The 15121-nt window shown below is 70.5% G+C and carries 13 protein-coding genes, 1 pseudogene and 1 riboswitch; of the genes and pseudogenes, 5 read left to right on the forward strand and 9 right to left on the reverse strand.

The annotated features are described in order from the left end of the window. The first annotated feature begins 28 nt into the window (after positions 1–28). The 5 genes from HMPREF3165_RS08840 (at position 29) to holA (ending at position 5949) form a co-directional block, all read left to right on the forward strand. Complete coding sequence (locus tag HMPREF3165_RS08840) at positions 29–1285, forward strand: glycosyltransferase (RefSeq protein WP_070512558.1); 1257 nt, start codon at positions 29–31, stop codon at positions 1283–1285. Positions 1286–1354: 69 nt separating this feature from the next. Continuing rightward, entirely contained in the window at positions 1355–2230 is an 876-nt protein-coding gene (locus HMPREF3165_RS08845) for a DegV family protein (protein WP_070512561.1), read from the forward strand. Positions 2231–2387: 157 nt separating this feature from the next. Next, entirely contained in the window at positions 2388–3161 is a 774-nt protein-coding gene (locus HMPREF3165_RS08850; RefSeq protein ID WP_070512709.1) for a ComEA family DNA-binding protein, read from the forward strand. Then, a complete protein-coding gene (locus HMPREF3165_RS12940; RefSeq protein ID WP_083303266.1) occupies positions 3158–5050 on the forward strand; it encodes a ComEC/Rec2 family competence protein in 1893 nt (630 codons plus the stop codon). Before HMPREF3165_RS08850 ends, HMPREF3165_RS12940 begins: the two co-directional genes overlap by 4 nt. Further along, complete coding sequence (gene holA / locus HMPREF3165_RS08855) at positions 5047–5949, forward strand: DNA polymerase III subunit delta (RefSeq protein WP_256275244.1); 903 nt, start codon at positions 5047–5049, stop codon at positions 5947–5949. Before HMPREF3165_RS12940 ends, holA begins: the two co-directional genes overlap by 4 nt. Positions 5950–5956: 7 nt before the next feature. On the opposite strand, the gene ribH is transcribed toward holA, so the two are convergent. From ribH to HMPREF3165_RS13860, 9 genes and pseudogenes are all read right to left on the reverse strand, one after another. After that, positions 5957–6430, reverse strand: coding sequence for a 6,7-dimethyl-8-ribityllumazine synthase (gene ribH, locus HMPREF3165_RS08860; RefSeq protein WP_070512567.1), 474 nt, complete (start codon positions 6428–6430; stop codon positions 5957–5959). Continuing rightward, a complete protein-coding gene (locus HMPREF3165_RS08865; protein ID WP_070512570.1) occupies positions 6427–7758 on the reverse strand; it encodes a bifunctional 3,4-dihydroxy-2-butanone-4-phosphate synthase/GTP cyclohydrolase II in 1332 nt (443 codons plus the stop codon). The genes ribH and HMPREF3165_RS08865 overlap by 4 nt, the downstream gene beginning before the upstream one ends. Continuing rightward, entirely contained in the window at positions 7752–8411 is a 660-nt protein-coding gene (locus tag HMPREF3165_RS08870; protein WP_070512573.1) for a riboflavin synthase, read from the reverse strand. Before HMPREF3165_RS08870 ends, HMPREF3165_RS08865 begins: the two co-directional genes overlap by 7 nt. After that, positions 8411–9499: a bifunctional diaminohydroxyphosphoribosylaminopyrimidine deaminase/5-amino-6-(5-phosphoribosylamino)uracil reductase RibD gene (gene ribD, locus HMPREF3165_RS08875; protein WP_070512576.1), complete on the reverse strand. Its 1089-nt coding sequence runs from the start codon at positions 9497–9499 to the stop codon at positions 8411–8413. The genes HMPREF3165_RS08870 and ribD overlap by 1 nt, the downstream gene beginning before the upstream one ends. Positions 9500–9585: 86 nt before the next feature. Next, positions 9586–9715: riboswitch (FMN riboswitch) on the reverse strand. Positions 9716–9846: 131 nt separating this feature from the next. After that, complete coding sequence (locus HMPREF3165_RS08880; RefSeq protein ID WP_009405457.1) at positions 9847–11334, reverse strand: DUF1846 domain-containing protein; 1488 nt, start codon at positions 11332–11334, stop codon at positions 9847–9849. A 107-nt stretch (positions 11335–11441) separates the two neighbouring features. Then, on the reverse strand, positions 11442–11702 hold the full coding sequence (gene rpsT, locus HMPREF3165_RS08885) for a 30S ribosomal protein S20 (protein WP_009396927.1): 261 nt from the start codon (positions 11700–11702) through the stop codon (positions 11442–11444). 240 nt (positions 11703–11942) lie between these two features. After that, positions 11943–12596: a type II toxin-antitoxin system PemK/MazF family toxin gene (locus HMPREF3165_RS08890; protein ID WP_070512578.1), complete on the reverse strand. Its 654-nt coding sequence runs from the start codon at positions 12594–12596 to the stop codon at positions 11943–11945. 159 nt (positions 12597–12755) lie between these two features. Then, a complete protein-coding gene (locus tag HMPREF3165_RS08895) occupies positions 12756–14267 on the reverse strand; it encodes a hypothetical protein (protein WP_070512581.1) in 1512 nt (503 codons plus the stop codon). Positions 14268–14439: 172 nt separating this feature from the next. Next, positions 14440–15121: pseudogene (locus tag HMPREF3165_RS13860) on the reverse strand (hypothetical protein); the annotation flags it as partial.

The raw sequence follows: 15121 nt of genomic DNA on the forward strand, positions 1-15121 counted from the left end.
TGCTGGTGCACCCGAACCACAGGAACAGGTGAACGCTGTGCGGATCGCCTTCTTCATTGACGACTACCTGCCCTCCGTCCACGGCGTGGCCACCTCCACAGCCACCTTCCGTGCCGCCCTGGAGCGCATGGGACACGAGGTCTACGTGGTGGCCCCCAAGGCCGAGGGCTATGAGGAGACCGACGACCACGTCATCCGCCTGTCCTCCTCGCGCTACTACGTCTTCGACAGCCGCGAGGTCGCCACCATCTATCCGGGCCTGGCTCGGCGCTTCGACGCCTACGACTTCGACATCGTCCACAGCCAGACCCAGTTCAGCCTGGGGGTCCTGGCGCACTGGGTGGCCAAGCGCCAGAACATCCCCCACGTCACCACCATCCACACCCTCTACACCGAGCTCATCGACGACTACCCGCTGGCCGTGCTCTCGGGCCTGCTGGCCCTGTCCGTCGCCTTCCCCGTGGCGCTCAAGTCGCAGCCTGTCCTGCCGCGCGTCCACCGGGAGACCATCAAGCACCTCAACAAGCGCGACATGAAGACGGCCCTGTCCCGTCAGGGGTGGCGCCTGACGGCGGCCTTCGCCAACAAGTGCGACGCCTGCCTGTCGCCCTCCCAGCACCTGGCCCGGATCCTCATCGACGACGGCGGACTGACCACCCCCTGCATGGTGCTGCCCAACGGGTTGGACTCCACCCGCTACCGCAGTGCCCGCGCCGCCGACTCACCGATCCCCAAGGCCCCCGGCGAGAAGATCATCATCTGCGTGGCCCGCCTCAGCCCGGAGAAGCGGCAGATGACGCTCGTTGAGGCCATGCCCCACCTGTCCGGCCTGCCGGTCAAGCTGGTGCTCGTGGGCCCGGGCCCCTCCCAGGAGGAGCTGGGGCGGCGCGCCGAGGAGCTCGGGGTGGCGGACCGGGTGATCCTGACCGGCAAGTGCTCGCCGGAGGAGGTCGCCGTCCTGCTCAAGCAGGCCGACGTCTTCTCCCTGGCCTCCTACCACTTCGACAACCAGCCCATGGTGTTCCTGGAGGCCGCCGCCTGCGGGTTGCCGATCGTCTACTGCGACGAGCGGATGACCGAGTGCCTCACCGAGCGCAACGCCATCCTCACCGACGGCATCGAGGGGGAGGACTTCGCCCGGGTCTTCGCCTCCCTGCTGTCCGACGACGCCCGGCTCGCCGCGCTGTCCGAGGGGGCCCTGGAGGTGGCTCAGCAGTTCGACTCCGAGACGATGACCAGGCGGCTCATCAACCTCTACGAGGATCTCCTGGTCTCGTATCGCTGACGGCCGGCCCTGGAGAGCAGCCGTGGCGCCTTGCCGGTCAGTGCGCGGCTTGCCGATAAGGTATGCGGCATGTCGCTCGCCGTCGTCACCGACTCCGCCGCCTGCCTGACGGAGCCCCTGCTGCGTGAGCGCGCGATCGAGGTAGTGCCGCTGCACGCCATCCCCGCTGACAACGGTGAGCCCGCCACCACCTCACGGCCCAGTGTCCAGGAGCTGGTGGACGCCTACCGGCGCGCGGCCAGCAGGGCCGAAGAGGTCCTGGCCATCCACATCTCCTCGGCCCTGTCCGGCACCATGGACAACGCCCGCATCGCCGCCGCCCAGCTCGAGGCCGAGTACCGGGACCAGCTCAACGGCCCGGGCCCGAGCGCGGGGCGCCGACGCCCGCAGTGGCTGCGCGTCGTCGACTCCGGCACCAGCTCCGGCGCCCTGGGGCTCGCGGTGCTGGCAGCCTCCGGCGCCCACGACGCCCGTCGCGGTGCCGCCCTGGCTCAGGCCAGCACCGCCCGGTCCTGCCAGCTCTTCGTCGTCGACGACCTGGGACGCTTGGCCCGCTCGGGAAGGATCGACCGCACCACGGCCCGCCTGGACGGTGTCCTGGGAATCCGCCCGGTCCTGGCCCTGACCCGCGACGGAATCCGGACGCTGGAGACCGTGCGCGGGGCGGCCCGCGCCAGGCGCCACCTCATCGCGCAGGCCGTCCGTGTCGCCGGCGGGACCGCCCTGTCCGGCCCCAGGCACCCCGCAGACCCGGTGCGCCTGGTCATTCAAGGCGACGACGCCTCCAAGCTGGCACTGCTCGAGACCGATCTGCGCCAGGCCATGGAGGAGGCAGGAGCTAAGGTCTCCGAGGTCCTCACCCTCCCGGTCGACGAGGCGACGAGCACCCACGTGGGCCCCGGCGCCCTCGGCATCGCCGTCGCCCCGGACCTGAAGACCCATTGAGCCAGGCCTGACGACGCGGCCCGGTTGCCACAGGCCGCCAGGCGCCAGTGCTCTCCACAGGGCAGACGGCTTCACCATGCGCCCCATGGGTCCGGTCTCTACCGTCGAGGACATGGGAGCCAGACGGAGCGACGCGCGCAGGTCCCTGGACGACCTTGTGCGTCTGGCCTGCTCAACCGACCCCGAGGAGCCGGTGCGCAGGCCACGTCGCCTTGCGATCGCGCCCCGGGCGGCGATCATCGCCGGCTCCGCCCTCCTCGTCCTGGCTCTCGCCCTGGCCCTGAGAGCCGTGCTGGTCTCCACCGGCGCCGGCGGCCAAGCGGCTCCGGCCGCAGCGGCAGGGGCGTCGGCTCCAATGCGGCCCCCACCCACGGGGTCGGCCGCGAGTCCAGGCATGAAACCGGCCCCGGTGCCGACCACGGGACCGGCAGCGGGACCAGGTGGCTTGAGCGCGACATCGGGCAGTGTCGTCGTCCACGTCACCGGGGCGGTGAGCAGGCCGGGGGTGGTGACCCTGACCCCGGGAAGCCGCGTCACCGACGCCATCAACGCCGTCGGAGGAGCCAGCGCGGAGGCAGACACCCAGCAGCTCAACCTCGCCCGGGTCCTGACCGACGGCGAGCAGATCCGGGTCCCGCGCATCGGCGAGGTCCTGCCCGAGCCCGCACCCCAACCCGGCGGGGACGCCGCCTCCGGTGCGCGAACCGCCCCGGGAAAGTCCGGCGGTGGTGGCGCATCCGGGATGGTCAATATCAACACGGCCTCGGCCTCCGAGCTGGAGAAGCTGCCCGGAATCGGCCCGGCCCTGGCCCAACGGATCGTTGAGTACCGCGACTCCCACGGGCCCTTCGCCAGCGTTGACGCCCTCACCGACGTCCCCGGCATCGGCAAGGCCAAGCTCGAGGGCCTGCGAGAACAGGCCACCGTATGAACGAGGACCACGAAGGCAATGGTGGGGGCAGTCCCAGGGCACCGTGGGACGACCCCGCGCTGTATGCGCGCTTGCGTCAGGAGCAGGAGCGCAACCGGTACCGAGACGGAGGTCAGCACGCCACCTCCTCCAAGGCCCCCGAGGCCCTCGACCTGCGCCTGCTCGCCCCGGCGCTGGCCTGCTGGGCCGGCGCAGGGTGGGCCGTTGGACGTGAGGCGGCAGACGCCTGGAGGCAGGTCCTACTCCTGGCCTCCGGGTGCACCGCCCTAGCTGCGCTGCTCGTGGTGGCTGTCCTGCGCTTCCGGCCACCGCGCCACCGGGCCGACCCGCGTCCCGGCGCCCCCGAGCACGACCCCGGGGCGATGGGGACCCTCAGCGCCAGCCTGCTCGTGTGCGCACTGTGCGCCGCGACGGTCCTGACCATCAGCGCCGCCCACCTGTGGGCCCGCCAGCGCGACCCGCTGACCGCGGCAGTGGCCACTGGGCAGCCGGTCACTCTCATCGGCACCGTCTCCCAGCAGCCGCGAGTCTCAGCCACCAGCCGCTCCACCCTGGTCATCACCGCCCTCGACGTCGAGCAGGTGGACACGCGGGCCTCCACCCTGAGCGCCACCGTCCTGGGCGACACACAGTGGCTGAGCCTGCCCATGGGGACCCGCGTCCGTGTGCGCACGCGCCTGCGCCCCACCGAAGCGGGACGCGCTGAGGCGGCCATCATCCCCAAGCGCGCCGGTCTGACCGTCCTTGGCCCGCCGAGCGGGATACTCGGGGCCGTCACCAGCATTCGCGATGGTCTTGCCCGGACTGTCGGGACACCGGGTATCGGGGCCCCGGTCGCCGCAGGAGCGGGGGAGGAGACAGGTCTGTGGCCGCCGGGAGCCCGCAGCCTCGTATCCGGTGTCGCCCTGGGCGACGACCACTCCCTACCAGCCCCGCTGCGCGAGGACATGCGCACCGTCTCCATGACGCACCTGACCGCCGTCTCCGGGCAGCACGTCGCCATCATCCTGGGACTGGGCCTGGAAGCCCTCGGGGCGCTGCCCCGGCGGTGGCGGGCACTGCTCGGCGCAGTCATGCTCACCCTCCTCGTCATCCTGGTGCGTCCCTCAGGCTCCGTGCTGCGCGCCGCCACCATGGGGGCCGTCATGCTGCTGGGCGTCGTCGCCGGCAGACGCGCCGCCTCCGTGCCCGCCCTGTGCGCTGGAGCCATCGTCCTGCTGCTCATCGACCCCTGGCAGTCCCGTGACTACGGCTTCGCACTGTCCGTGGCGGCCACCGCCGGGATCGTCATCGGCTCCAAGCCAGTCGCAGCCCACCTCTCACGCCGCCTGCCCAGGTGGTTGGCCGCCGCTGTGGCCCTGCCGCTGGTGGCCCAGGCCGCCTGCGGGCCGATCCTCATCCTCCTTCAACCCTCGGTGGGGGCCTGGTCGGTGCCCGCCAACCTGCTCAGTGAGCCGGCCGCCGTCATCGCCACCATCAGCGGGCTCCTGGCTGCGCTGATCGCACCGGCCTGGCCCGCGGCCGCCGCCGTCACCGCCTGGCCGGCGCTCGCGGCCTGCTCCTGGATGGTGTGGGTTGCCGGCTTCTTCGCCCACCTACCCGGCGCCGCCCTACCCTGGCCAGGCGGTCTCACGGGCGCCCTGGCACTGGGGGCCTGCGAGATCGGGGTCCTGCTCGTGGCGGCTCCTCGCGCCCGCCGCGCCGTGCTGGAGGAAGCCGGGCGGTTGACGCGGCCCGCTCGTGGCAGGCTTGCCCCATGGCAGCGACCCGCACCCCCCGCTCCCGGGGCCCGCGCAAGGCACCGGCTGGACTGCGCTGGGACCAGGCCCAGCTGGCGCCGATCGTCCTCATCCGCGCCGGCGAGGAGGTCCTCGCCGACCGAGCGGTGAGGAACCTCCTGGCGCAGGCCAAGGCCAAGGACCCCACCACCGAGATCACGCGCCTGGAGGCCGCCACCTACGAGCCCCACCAGCTCGACACCCTCGTGTCGCCCTCCCTGTTCGGTGAGCCCCGGCTCGTCTACGTCCCCGCGCTGGAGCAGATGACTGACGCCCTGCTGAGCGACCTCATCGCCTACGTGGGCGCCGCCGACCCCGAGGTCAGCGTCATCCTGCGCCACAACGGGGGTCAGCGGGGCAAGCGCCTGCTGGACGCCATCAAGGCCTCGCCCTACCCGACTATCCAGTGCGAGGCCGTCAAGAGCGCCAAGGACAAGTCCTCCCTGGTCGTGGCCGACGTGCGCCGCGCCGGACGAAGCATCGCCCCCGAGGCCGTCGGCGCTCTCGTTGACGCCCTGGGCAGCGACCTGCGCGAGCTGTGCTCCGCCGTCGACCAGCTCCTCGCCGACACCCAGGGCACCATCAGCGTCGACCACGTGCGCACCTACTACGCCGGGCGTATCGAGGCCACCGGCTTCACTGTGGCCGACGCCGCCGCGGCCGGCAACACCCCGGCCGCCATCACGGCCCTGCGCCACGCCGTGGCCACCGGCACCGACCCGGTGGCCATCGTCGCGGCCCTGGCCATGAAGGTGCGCCAGCTCGCCCGGGTCGCGGCCGCCGGGGGCAGGCGCATGAGCCCCGCCGAGCTGGGCATGGCCCCCTGGCAGGTGGACCGGGCCCGCCGCGAGCTCCAGGGCTGGTCCGACGACGCCCTGGCCACCTCGATCCTGGCCGTGGCCCGGGCCGACGCCGAGGCCAAGGGGGCCAGCCGCGACCCCGTCTACGCCGTCGAGCGGGCGGTCCTGACGATCTGCAACGCCCGCCGCGCCGGCAGTCGCCGGCGCTGAGTCGTTCTCAGCCCCGCATGGCGGCCAGCGTGAGCGCCGTGGACATCGCCGCGCACGCCGCCTCGTAGCCCTTGTCCTCCTGCGATCCCGGTCCTCCGCAGCGGGCCAGTGCCTGGGCCTCGTTGTCGCAGGTGAGCACGCCGAAGCCCACCGGCACCCCGGTGTCCAGCGCCACCCGGCTCAGCCCGTCGGTCGCGGCCCGGCACACGTAGTCGAAGTGCGGGGTGCCGCCGCGGATGACGACGCCCAGCGCGACGACCGCCTCGGCACCTCCTCGCGCGGCGGCCGCGGTGAGGACCGGCAGCTCGAAGGAGCCCACCGCCCGGACGACGCTCGCCTGGGCTCCGGCCTCCTCGACGGCGCGCAGCGCCCCGGTGACCAGGCCTCCCATGATGCGTTCGTGCCACTGGGCGGCCACGACTGTCACCCTCATGCCCCGGGCGTGAGGTGCGCTCTGCTCAGGTGCCCCGGATCCGCTCATCGTTCCTCTCCTTCGTTGTGGTCGCTCGTGTGCCAGGTGTCGTCGTCGGCCCTCTTCTCGCCGGGTGGTGAGTCCGCGTCGGCCCCGGTGGGGTCGAGCCCGTTGAGCAGATGGCCCATGCGGTCGCGCTTGGTGCGCAGGTAGTCGAGGTTCTCCCCGTTGGCGAAGGTCGGTGTCGGCGTCATGGAGCGGACGCTGACGCCGTAGCGCTCCAGGCCTGCCACTTTGTCCGGGTTGTTCGTCATGAGCTCGACCGAGCGCACGCCCAGGTGGCGCAGCACCTGGGCGGCGGTGGCGTAGCTGCGGGCGTCGGCCGGCAGCCCCAGCGCGACGTTGGCGTCGAGGGTGTCCAGTCCCTCCTCCTGCAGCGCGTAGGCGCGGAGCTTGTCGATGAGCCCGATGCCGCGCCCCTCATGGTCGGAGGCGTAGACGAGGACCCCGCGGCCGCGGGCGCTGATCGCCTCCATGGCGGCGCGCAGCTGCGGCCCGCAGTCACAGCGCAGGGAGGACAGGACGTCGCCGGTCAGGCAGGCGGAGTGGACTCGGGCCAGGACGTCCTCGCCGTCAGCGATGCGGCCGCACACCAGTGCGAGGTACTCGGTGCCGTCAACCCTGCTGCGCAGGGCGTGGGCGGTGAACTCCCCGTGCGCGGTGGGCAGGTGCGCCGAGACGACCTCCTCGACGAGCTCCTCGTGCAGCCACCGGTAGCGCTCCAGGTCACTGATCGAGATCATGGGCATGGCGTGGGCGTCGGCGAGTTCACGCAGCTGGTGCCGCCGCGCCATGGTGCCGTCGTCGTTGATGACCTCCACGAGGACCCCCACGGGCCGGTTGCCCGACAGGCGCATGAGGTCGACGGCGGCCTCCGTGTGACCGCGGCGCGTAAGGATTCCGCCCTCGCGCGCCCGCAGGGGGAAGACGTGGCCGGGGCGGACGAGGTCGTCGGGAGCTGAACCCGGGTCCGCCAGGACGCGGACGGTGCGAGCCCGGTCGGCGGCGCTCACACCCGTGGTGATGCCGGTGCGGGCGTCGGTGCTCAGGGTGAAGGCCGTCCTCTTGGGATCGGTGTTGTGCTCGGTCATCATGGGGATGCCCAGGCGGTCGAGCTCCTGGCCCGCCATGGGGGCGCAGATGATGCCGGTCGAGTGCCGGATCGCGAAGGCCAGCTGCTCGGTCGTGGCGCTCTGCGCGGGCAGGATGAGGTCCCCCTCGTTCTCCCGGCTCTCATCGTCGACGACGATGACCGTCCGGCCCTCGCGCAGGGCGGCGAGAGCGTCCTCGACGCGGTCCATGCGCGTGCTCGGGGATGCGCTCCTGGTGCTCAGCATGCCTGCTGCCCCTCCTGGCTCGGGCGGGCGCCCAGAAGACGCTCGGCGTACTTGGCCAGGACGTCGACTTCGAGGTTGACCCGTTCTCCGGGTCGCCTCGTGCCCAGGGTCGTACGTCGCAGCGTCTCGGGAATGAGCCCGACGCTGAGCGATGCCCCCGCACCCGGCACAGGGGCGACGTCGAGGGTGCTGGGGGCGTCGACGACGTCGACGACCGTGAGCGACACCCCGTCGAGGGCGACCGATCCCTTGACGGCCACGTAACGGGCGATCTCCTGCGGCAGGCCGATGCGTAGGAGGTCCCAGTGCTCACCGCGGTGGTGGTCGAGGACCTCGGCGGTGGCATCGACGTGCCCCTGGACGATGTGCCCGCCGAGCCGGTCGCTGGCGCGCAGGGCGCGCTCGAGGTTGACCGGGTCTCCCGGTGCCTGGGAGCCCAGGGTGGTGCGAGTGAGAGTCTCGGCCATGAGGTCGGCGGTGAAGGTGCTCCCGTGCACGGCGGTGACCGTCAGGCAGCACCCGTTGACGCTGACGGAGTCGCCCAGATTCACGTCCTGGGTGACGGTGGGCGCCTCGACCGTCAGCCGGGCGCTGTCCTCGACGGTCTCGAGCCGGACGACGCGTCCGAGCTCCTCGACGATTCCGGTGAACATCAGTGACTCTCCTCGGTGTGGAAGTGGGCAGTGGGAACGTCTTTGGCTTCCAGATCACCGCAGAAGCGGACGGCGAGCTCGTCACCCGCGCCGAGGATCTCGACGCGGGGGCTCCGCAGCCTCAGGGCATCGGTGATCGTCGCCGCCCCGAAGTTGGCGAGGGCGGCCGCTCCCGCGCCCAGAAGCGCGGGGGCCGTGTAGGCGACGACCTGGTCGACGAGACCGGTGCGCAGGAATGCGGTCGCGAGGGTCGGGCCTCCTTCGAGCAGGACATGGCGGATCTTGCGCTCGGCGAGCACGGCCAGGACGGCGCGCGGGTCGTGATCGGGCAGGAGGAGGTAGTGGTCGTCGGCGAGCACCCTGGAGGTGGCAGGCAGGCTCCTGGAGCCGACGACGACGCGCAGCGGCTGGAGGTGGGCCGGCGCGGGCTGACCCGCCTCATCGCGGACGGTGAGGGCGGGGTCGTCGGCGAGGGCGGTGCCGGTGCCCACCATGATGGCGTCGCACTGGCGGCGCAGGCGGTGGGCGTCGTGGCGGGCCGCTACCGGGGTGATCCACTGGCTGGTGCCGTCAGCAGCGGCGATACGGCCATCGAGGGTGGCGGCGAGCTTCCACGTCACCATGGGGCGCCCGCGGGTCACGGCCAGGAGCCACGGGCGGTTGAGACGCGCTGCCTCCTGGGCGCACAGCCCACGCCGTACCCGCACGCCGGCGGCCTCCAGCGCCGCCGCGCCGCCTCCGGCCTGCTCGGTCGGGTCGTCCTGGGCGTAGATGACCTCGGCCACGCCTGCGTCGAGGAGCGCCTGGACGCACGGGCCGGTGCGGCCCTGGTGGTTGCACGGCTCGAGGGTGACCAGGACGGTCGCTCCTCGGGCGGAGGCGCCCCTCGCGGCGAGGTTCGCCAGTGCGTCGACCTCGGCGTGGGCGCTGCCGGCGCCACGGTGATGGCCCTCGGCGAGGACATCGCCGTCGGGGGAGAGAATGACGCAGCCGACCCGGGGGTTGGGGCCAGGCGGGGCGTCGGGGGAGGCCGCGGCCCGTAGGGCGCGCTGCATCGCGGCCGTCTGCACGGTGGTGAACGAGGTCATCCGGTCCTCTCCCTCGGGTGCGCTGGGGAGAGACACCGCCATGATCGACCGCCGGGTGCACGGCACCGGGCGAGGCATGGTGTGTCCCGTGTGCGCTTCCCATCCGGACTCTCACCGTCGGTCCAGGAGTTCCACCTGGTCAGCCGTTCGCTAGATGCGACCGGGTCGCGGACTGTCACCGCCGGTTCGGACTTTCACCGACCCCAGAGCACACGAGCTCATCTCGTTGAGGAGAATGTACCGCGCGCGAGTGCGTTCAGTCACCTCTGCGCACCTATGTGACCATCCACACCTCGGCAGGGCGTCTGGATGCGGGCGCACCGCAGGAGGGTGGCCCGCACCGGGCCTCACTTCTTGCGGTACAGGGACTTGGTGGCGTAGACGGGCTCGTTGGTGACCTGGACTCCCAGGGCGCGGAAGATGCCCTCGTCCACCGAGCCCAGGATCGTGGAGGTGTGGACCTCGCAGCCCCGCAGCGTCTCGAGCTGGTCGAGGGCCTTGCGGGCGTTGTCGTCCCCGTTGGCGGACACGGCCAGGGCGATGAGCACCTCGTCGGTGTGCAGGCGCGGGTTGCGGCTTCCCAGCCTCTGGGTCTTGAGCTTCTGGATGGGTTCGATGGAGGCCGGGGCCAGCAGGTTGACGTCATCATCGATCCCGGCCAGGAGCTTAAGGGCGTTGAGCAGCATCGCCGAGGAGCACCCCAGTAGGGCGGAGGTCTTGCCCGTCACGATGCGTCCGTCGGGCAGCTCGATCGCCGAGGCCGGCTCGCCGGTGGCCTCAGCCACCTCCAGCGCGGGCGGCACGACGGGGCGGTCCTCCTTGCTCACCCCCACCTTGGCCATGAGCAGCGCGATCCGCTGGGACTGGACGGGGGCGATGACCTCGCGCTTCTCGGTCACCAGGGCCCGGTAGTAGCGGCGGATGATCTCCTGGCAGGCGGCCTGCCGGCAGACCTCGTCGTCGCTGATGCAGTTGCCGGCCATGTTGACGCCCATGTCCGTGGGGGAGGCGTAGGGCGAGGAGCCCAGGATCTCTTCGAACAGGCGGCTCAGGACCGGGAAGACCTCGACGTCGCGGTTGTAGTTGACGGTCTGGACGCCGTGGGCAGCCAGGTGGAAGGGGTCGATCATGTTGACGTCGTCGAGGTCGGCGGTGGCGGCCTCGTAGGCGATGTTGACCGGGTGGTCCAGAGGCAGGTTCCAGATCGGGAAGGTCTCGAACTTCGCGTAGCCCGAGGAGATGCCCCGCTGGTGGTCGTGGTAGATCTGGGACAGGCAGGTGGCCATCTTGCCGCTGCCCGGGCCGGGGGCGGTGACGACCACCAGGTCCCGCCTGGTCTCGATGTACTCGTTGCGCCCGTAGCCCTCCGCCGAGACGATGCGGGCGACGTCACCGGGGTAGCCGGGGATGGGGAAGTGACGGTAGACGGTGATGCCCAGCGCCTCGAGCTTGCGCTTGAAGTCCTGGGCCTGGCGGTTGTCATCAGTCCACTGGGTCACGACGACGCTGCCAACGTAGAGCCCGTAGCTGCGGAAGGCGTCGATGTGGCGCAGCAGGTCGTCCTCGTAGGGGATGCCCAGGTCCGCGCGGACCTTGTTGCGGGCGAGGTGCTTGGCGTTGACCGCCATGACGATCTCGACCTCGTCGGCCAGCTCGGCGAGCATGACGATCTTGTTGTCCGGGGTGAAGCCCGGCAGCACGCGCGAGGCGTGCATGTCGTCAATGAGCTTGCCGCCGAACTCCAGATAGAGCTTGCCGCCGAACTGGGCGCGGCGCTCCGCAATGTGGCTGGACTGCATCCGCAGGTACTTGTCGCGGTCGAATCCGATGCGCAATGGGCTCTCCTTGAAGCGGTCTGATGAACGGGTGAAGGTGATGGAAAAAAGGGGAGGGCGCCTCCCCGGTGGGAGGCGCCCTTCAGATGCTCACTGCTGCGGTGGCCTCAGAGGGAGGCGACGCGCTTGGCGAGCTTGGACTTGCGGTTGGCGGCCTGGTTCTTGTGGATGACGCCCTTGGAGACGGCCTTGTCCAGCTTGCGGGAGGCGGCCTTGAGGTGCTCGAGCGCGGCGTCCTTGTCGCCGGCCTCGACGGCCTCGCGCACGCGGCGCACGTAGGTCTTGAGCTCGGACTTGACGGACTTGTTGCGCAGGCGGGCCTTCTCGTTGGTCTTGATGCGCTTGATCTGGGACTTGATGTTCGCCACGGTGAAACTTTCTCGCGTCTGATTGGTCGATGGCCGGAGAGAGGGTTCGCGCCACGGGTTGACATGAGGTGGTGGGGCACCTGGCTGACCCGGTCGCCGGACCCCGCAGCCGGCCAGGCCAGAGGTCCAGTAGGCGACTGTATCATTCAGGATCCCCATGTCCCCAGGCGCGAAGCAGGGTCCAGGCGTGAGGTGCATCGCCCCATGAGCCTGTGCGTCCAGGCGGTGCTGTGGAGGCGATCAGGAGTGGTGGTGGCGCAGGGCGGCTACGACGCCGTCGAAGACCTCACGCTTCATCGTGGCCCCCTCGCGGCGCACCGAGGCCGGCTCCACCAGGAGCAGACGGTCCAGACGCACCTCACTGGGGCGCCCCTGCCGGTCCCAGTCACCGGTGCCGACGTCGTGCCAGAAGCGGCCCCAGCGCGCCTCCTGGGCGGCGTCGCGGTCATGGTCCTTGCTCGTCATCTGGGCCACGACCAGACGGGTCTCATGGCGAGCCAGGACCAGGACGGGCCGGTCCTTGCCCTGGGCGGGATCCTCCTCGAAGGGAACCCAGGCCCACACCACCTCGCCGGGGTCGGCCTCGCCATCGGGGTCGGGGGAGTAAGCGAAGTCGGGCAGCCCCAGGGTGGAGACGTCGTAGACGCTGACGCCTCGCGCCGAGGGGGCCGTCGCGCCCGCCGCGGCGCCGCTGTCGTGGGAGCGGGGCCGGGTCGGTGACGGTTTCGCCGCCGACGACTTGGGGGCGCGGGACTGCGCGGTCTCAGCTGAACCGGATGGCCTGCTCTCCGACGTGCCCGACGGCGTCGAGGACTTCTGGGAAAGGGCGTCGCTGACGGCGTCGGAGGCGGCGCGTCCGAGCAGGGTGAGGATCCGGTTGAGAAGGCTGGCCATGGGCGCCACCCTACCGCCGGGCGGGACGGGGCGGCTGCTGCAGGCTCACGACGGCGACCAGCGCCACCGGTGGACCTGCCACGAAGCAGGGGGACCACCGGTGGCGCCGGCGAATGGGGTGATGGTGCGGTGCGCCCGGAGACTCGCGTCGGAGAGGTACTAGTTCCCGGAGCGCGTCACAGGGGTGCAGATCGTGTGGGTCCCGGCCTCGGTGCCGCCGTAGCTGCCGGCGACGTCGATCTGCATGGTCAGCCCCTTGGAGGGGTCCTGGGGGTCGCAGGTGCTCAGGGACTTCCAGGTCTCCGCGGTGACCGCCTCGGCGTTGACCTGGTAGGTGCTGGTGAAGGTCATCGTGGTTGACGAATGGGCGTTCAGGGAGTCACCGGTGCGCAAGGACAAGGAGCCGTCGTCCTGAAGAGCATAGCTGTCCGGGCTGACCCACCACGGGGTGCCGGTACCTGTCACGCTCTTGAGGGTGAAGCCGGCCGGAATCCCGGGCCGCAGGACGATATCGGAGCTGGATCCGTTGGCGTCGGTGGTGTTGGTGAAGGTGACGGAGTAGCCGACCTCGACCTCGTAGGTGCCGGTGGGCTCGGCCTCGACCAGGAGATCCGTGGGATGAGTCTCCACCTCAATCACTGGCCGGTGGTTGACGTAGTCGCTGGAGAAGGTCTGGTTGCCGGTGGTCAGTGCGGCCTTGACCCGGTTGCGTCCCACGACGCCGGTCAGGTCCACCTGGCAGGTGACCTCCTTGCCCTGGGGGACCTTCGCCGCGCCGCTGGAGACGCTGAGGCTCTCGGCCGGTCCTGTGGCCGAGACGACCTTGCCTCCGAAGGCGGTCAGGTCACAGGTCAGGGCGCCCACCTGGGCCTGCCCCCTGGTCCGGCCGGCGGAGATGGTGAAGTCGGACAGGGGCGGGGTGGAGTCGTTCCGCGCCGTCATGGTGAAGCGGGAGGCGTCCTTGGCGGCGCCGTCGACCCTGACGTCCTGGGTGGACACGGTGGCGTGAGCCTCGCTGGCAGCGGGCTTGTGGGCCGTGACGGTGGGCTGAAGAATCGCGTTGCGCGTGGAGACCTCGACGGTGGGGGTGAAACGGTAGCTGCGCGCGTCCGCACCGGGAGCCGCCACCGTGGTCCCCAGATCCAGGTCGACGTAGCTGCTCTTGTCCCATTGGAGGTAGAAGTTGATCTCATAGGTCAGCTTCAGGTGCTCAGGAGTGCAGGAAACGGCTTTGACCGAGCCGATGGGCTCACCCAGCAGGGGGTTGTACAGCTCAGAGATGGAGCTCAGCTCGGAGTCCACGATCAAGGCCGGGGGCTCACCGCCGCCATTGTCGATGTAGAAGGAGCTCGTCCCGGCCACTTCGTCACCGTTCTGGGAGGGGCAGGTCCAGGTCCACTGGCCCGGCACGGAGTCGGCCTCAATGGTGACGTCCGTGGCGCTCTTCGGGGCGATGGCCGATGGGATGCGGACCTTCCAGCTCAGGCAGCCCTCGGCATTGCCGGAGCCATGGCAGCCTGCACCGGCTGTGTGATACAGCCCCTCCACGGTGATGTCGGTATCAGCGGAGGCCGGGGCTGCGACGGCTGCGGCGGCGAGCAGGGGAAGAGCCAGGGCGATGCGCAGGATGCGCCGCCAGGGAAGAGAGGGTGGGGAGGATGGGAAGTGCATGAGCACGCCTTTCGATGAGGTGAATGGAGTAAGGAACGAATTGCGTCTTCAATGGACTGCTTCTTACTGAATGGGATTTCCGTTGCGGGAGACAGCCATATGAAGGTCGGATAGGTGAAATACTCACCTATCCGACCTTCAACCAGCCGGGCTGATCGACCTGTGCTCGTGCTCAGTTCTTCGTGCGTGTCACGACGGTGCAGGCCGAGTAGGTGCCGGGCTCAACCCCGTCGCTGCCGACGACGTCGATCTGGGTGGTCAGTCCCTTGGAGGGGTCCTTGGGGTCGCAGGTGCCCAGGGACTTCCAGGTGTCCTCGGTGACCGCCTCGGCCTTGACCTGGTAGAAGGCGGTGAAGGTCATCGTGGTTGACGAGTGGGCGTACAGGGTGTCGCTCGTGGACAGGGGTATAGAGCCATCGGGCTGGAGCGCGTAGTCGTCCGGGCTGATCCACCACGGGACGCCACTGTCCAACACGTACATGAAGCTGAAGCCGGCCGGGATCGGGGGGTGCAGGACGATGTTGGAGGTCTGTCCTACGGCGTCGGTGGTGTTGGTGAAGGTGACGGTGTAGCCGACCTCGATCTCGTAGGTGCCAGTGGGAGCGGCCTCAACTTCGCGATCAGTGGCCTCGACCTTCACTTCGCTGATGGGGCGATCCTTGGTGAAGTCACTGGAGAAGGTCTGCTTGCCGGTGGTCAGCGAGGCCTTGACTGTGTTGCGTCCCGTGACGCCGGTCAGGTCGACCTGGCAGGTGATCTCCTTGCTCTGGGGCACCTTGGCCGTTCCGCTGGAGACGCTGAGACTCTCGGCCGGTCCGGTGGCGGAGACGACCTTGCCTCCGAAGGCGGTCAGG

It is taken from the genome of Actinomyces sp. HMSC08A09, assembly GCF_001807465.1.
GTDB lineage: Bacteria > Actinomycetota > Actinomycetes > Actinomycetales > Actinomycetaceae > Actinomyces > Actinomyces oris.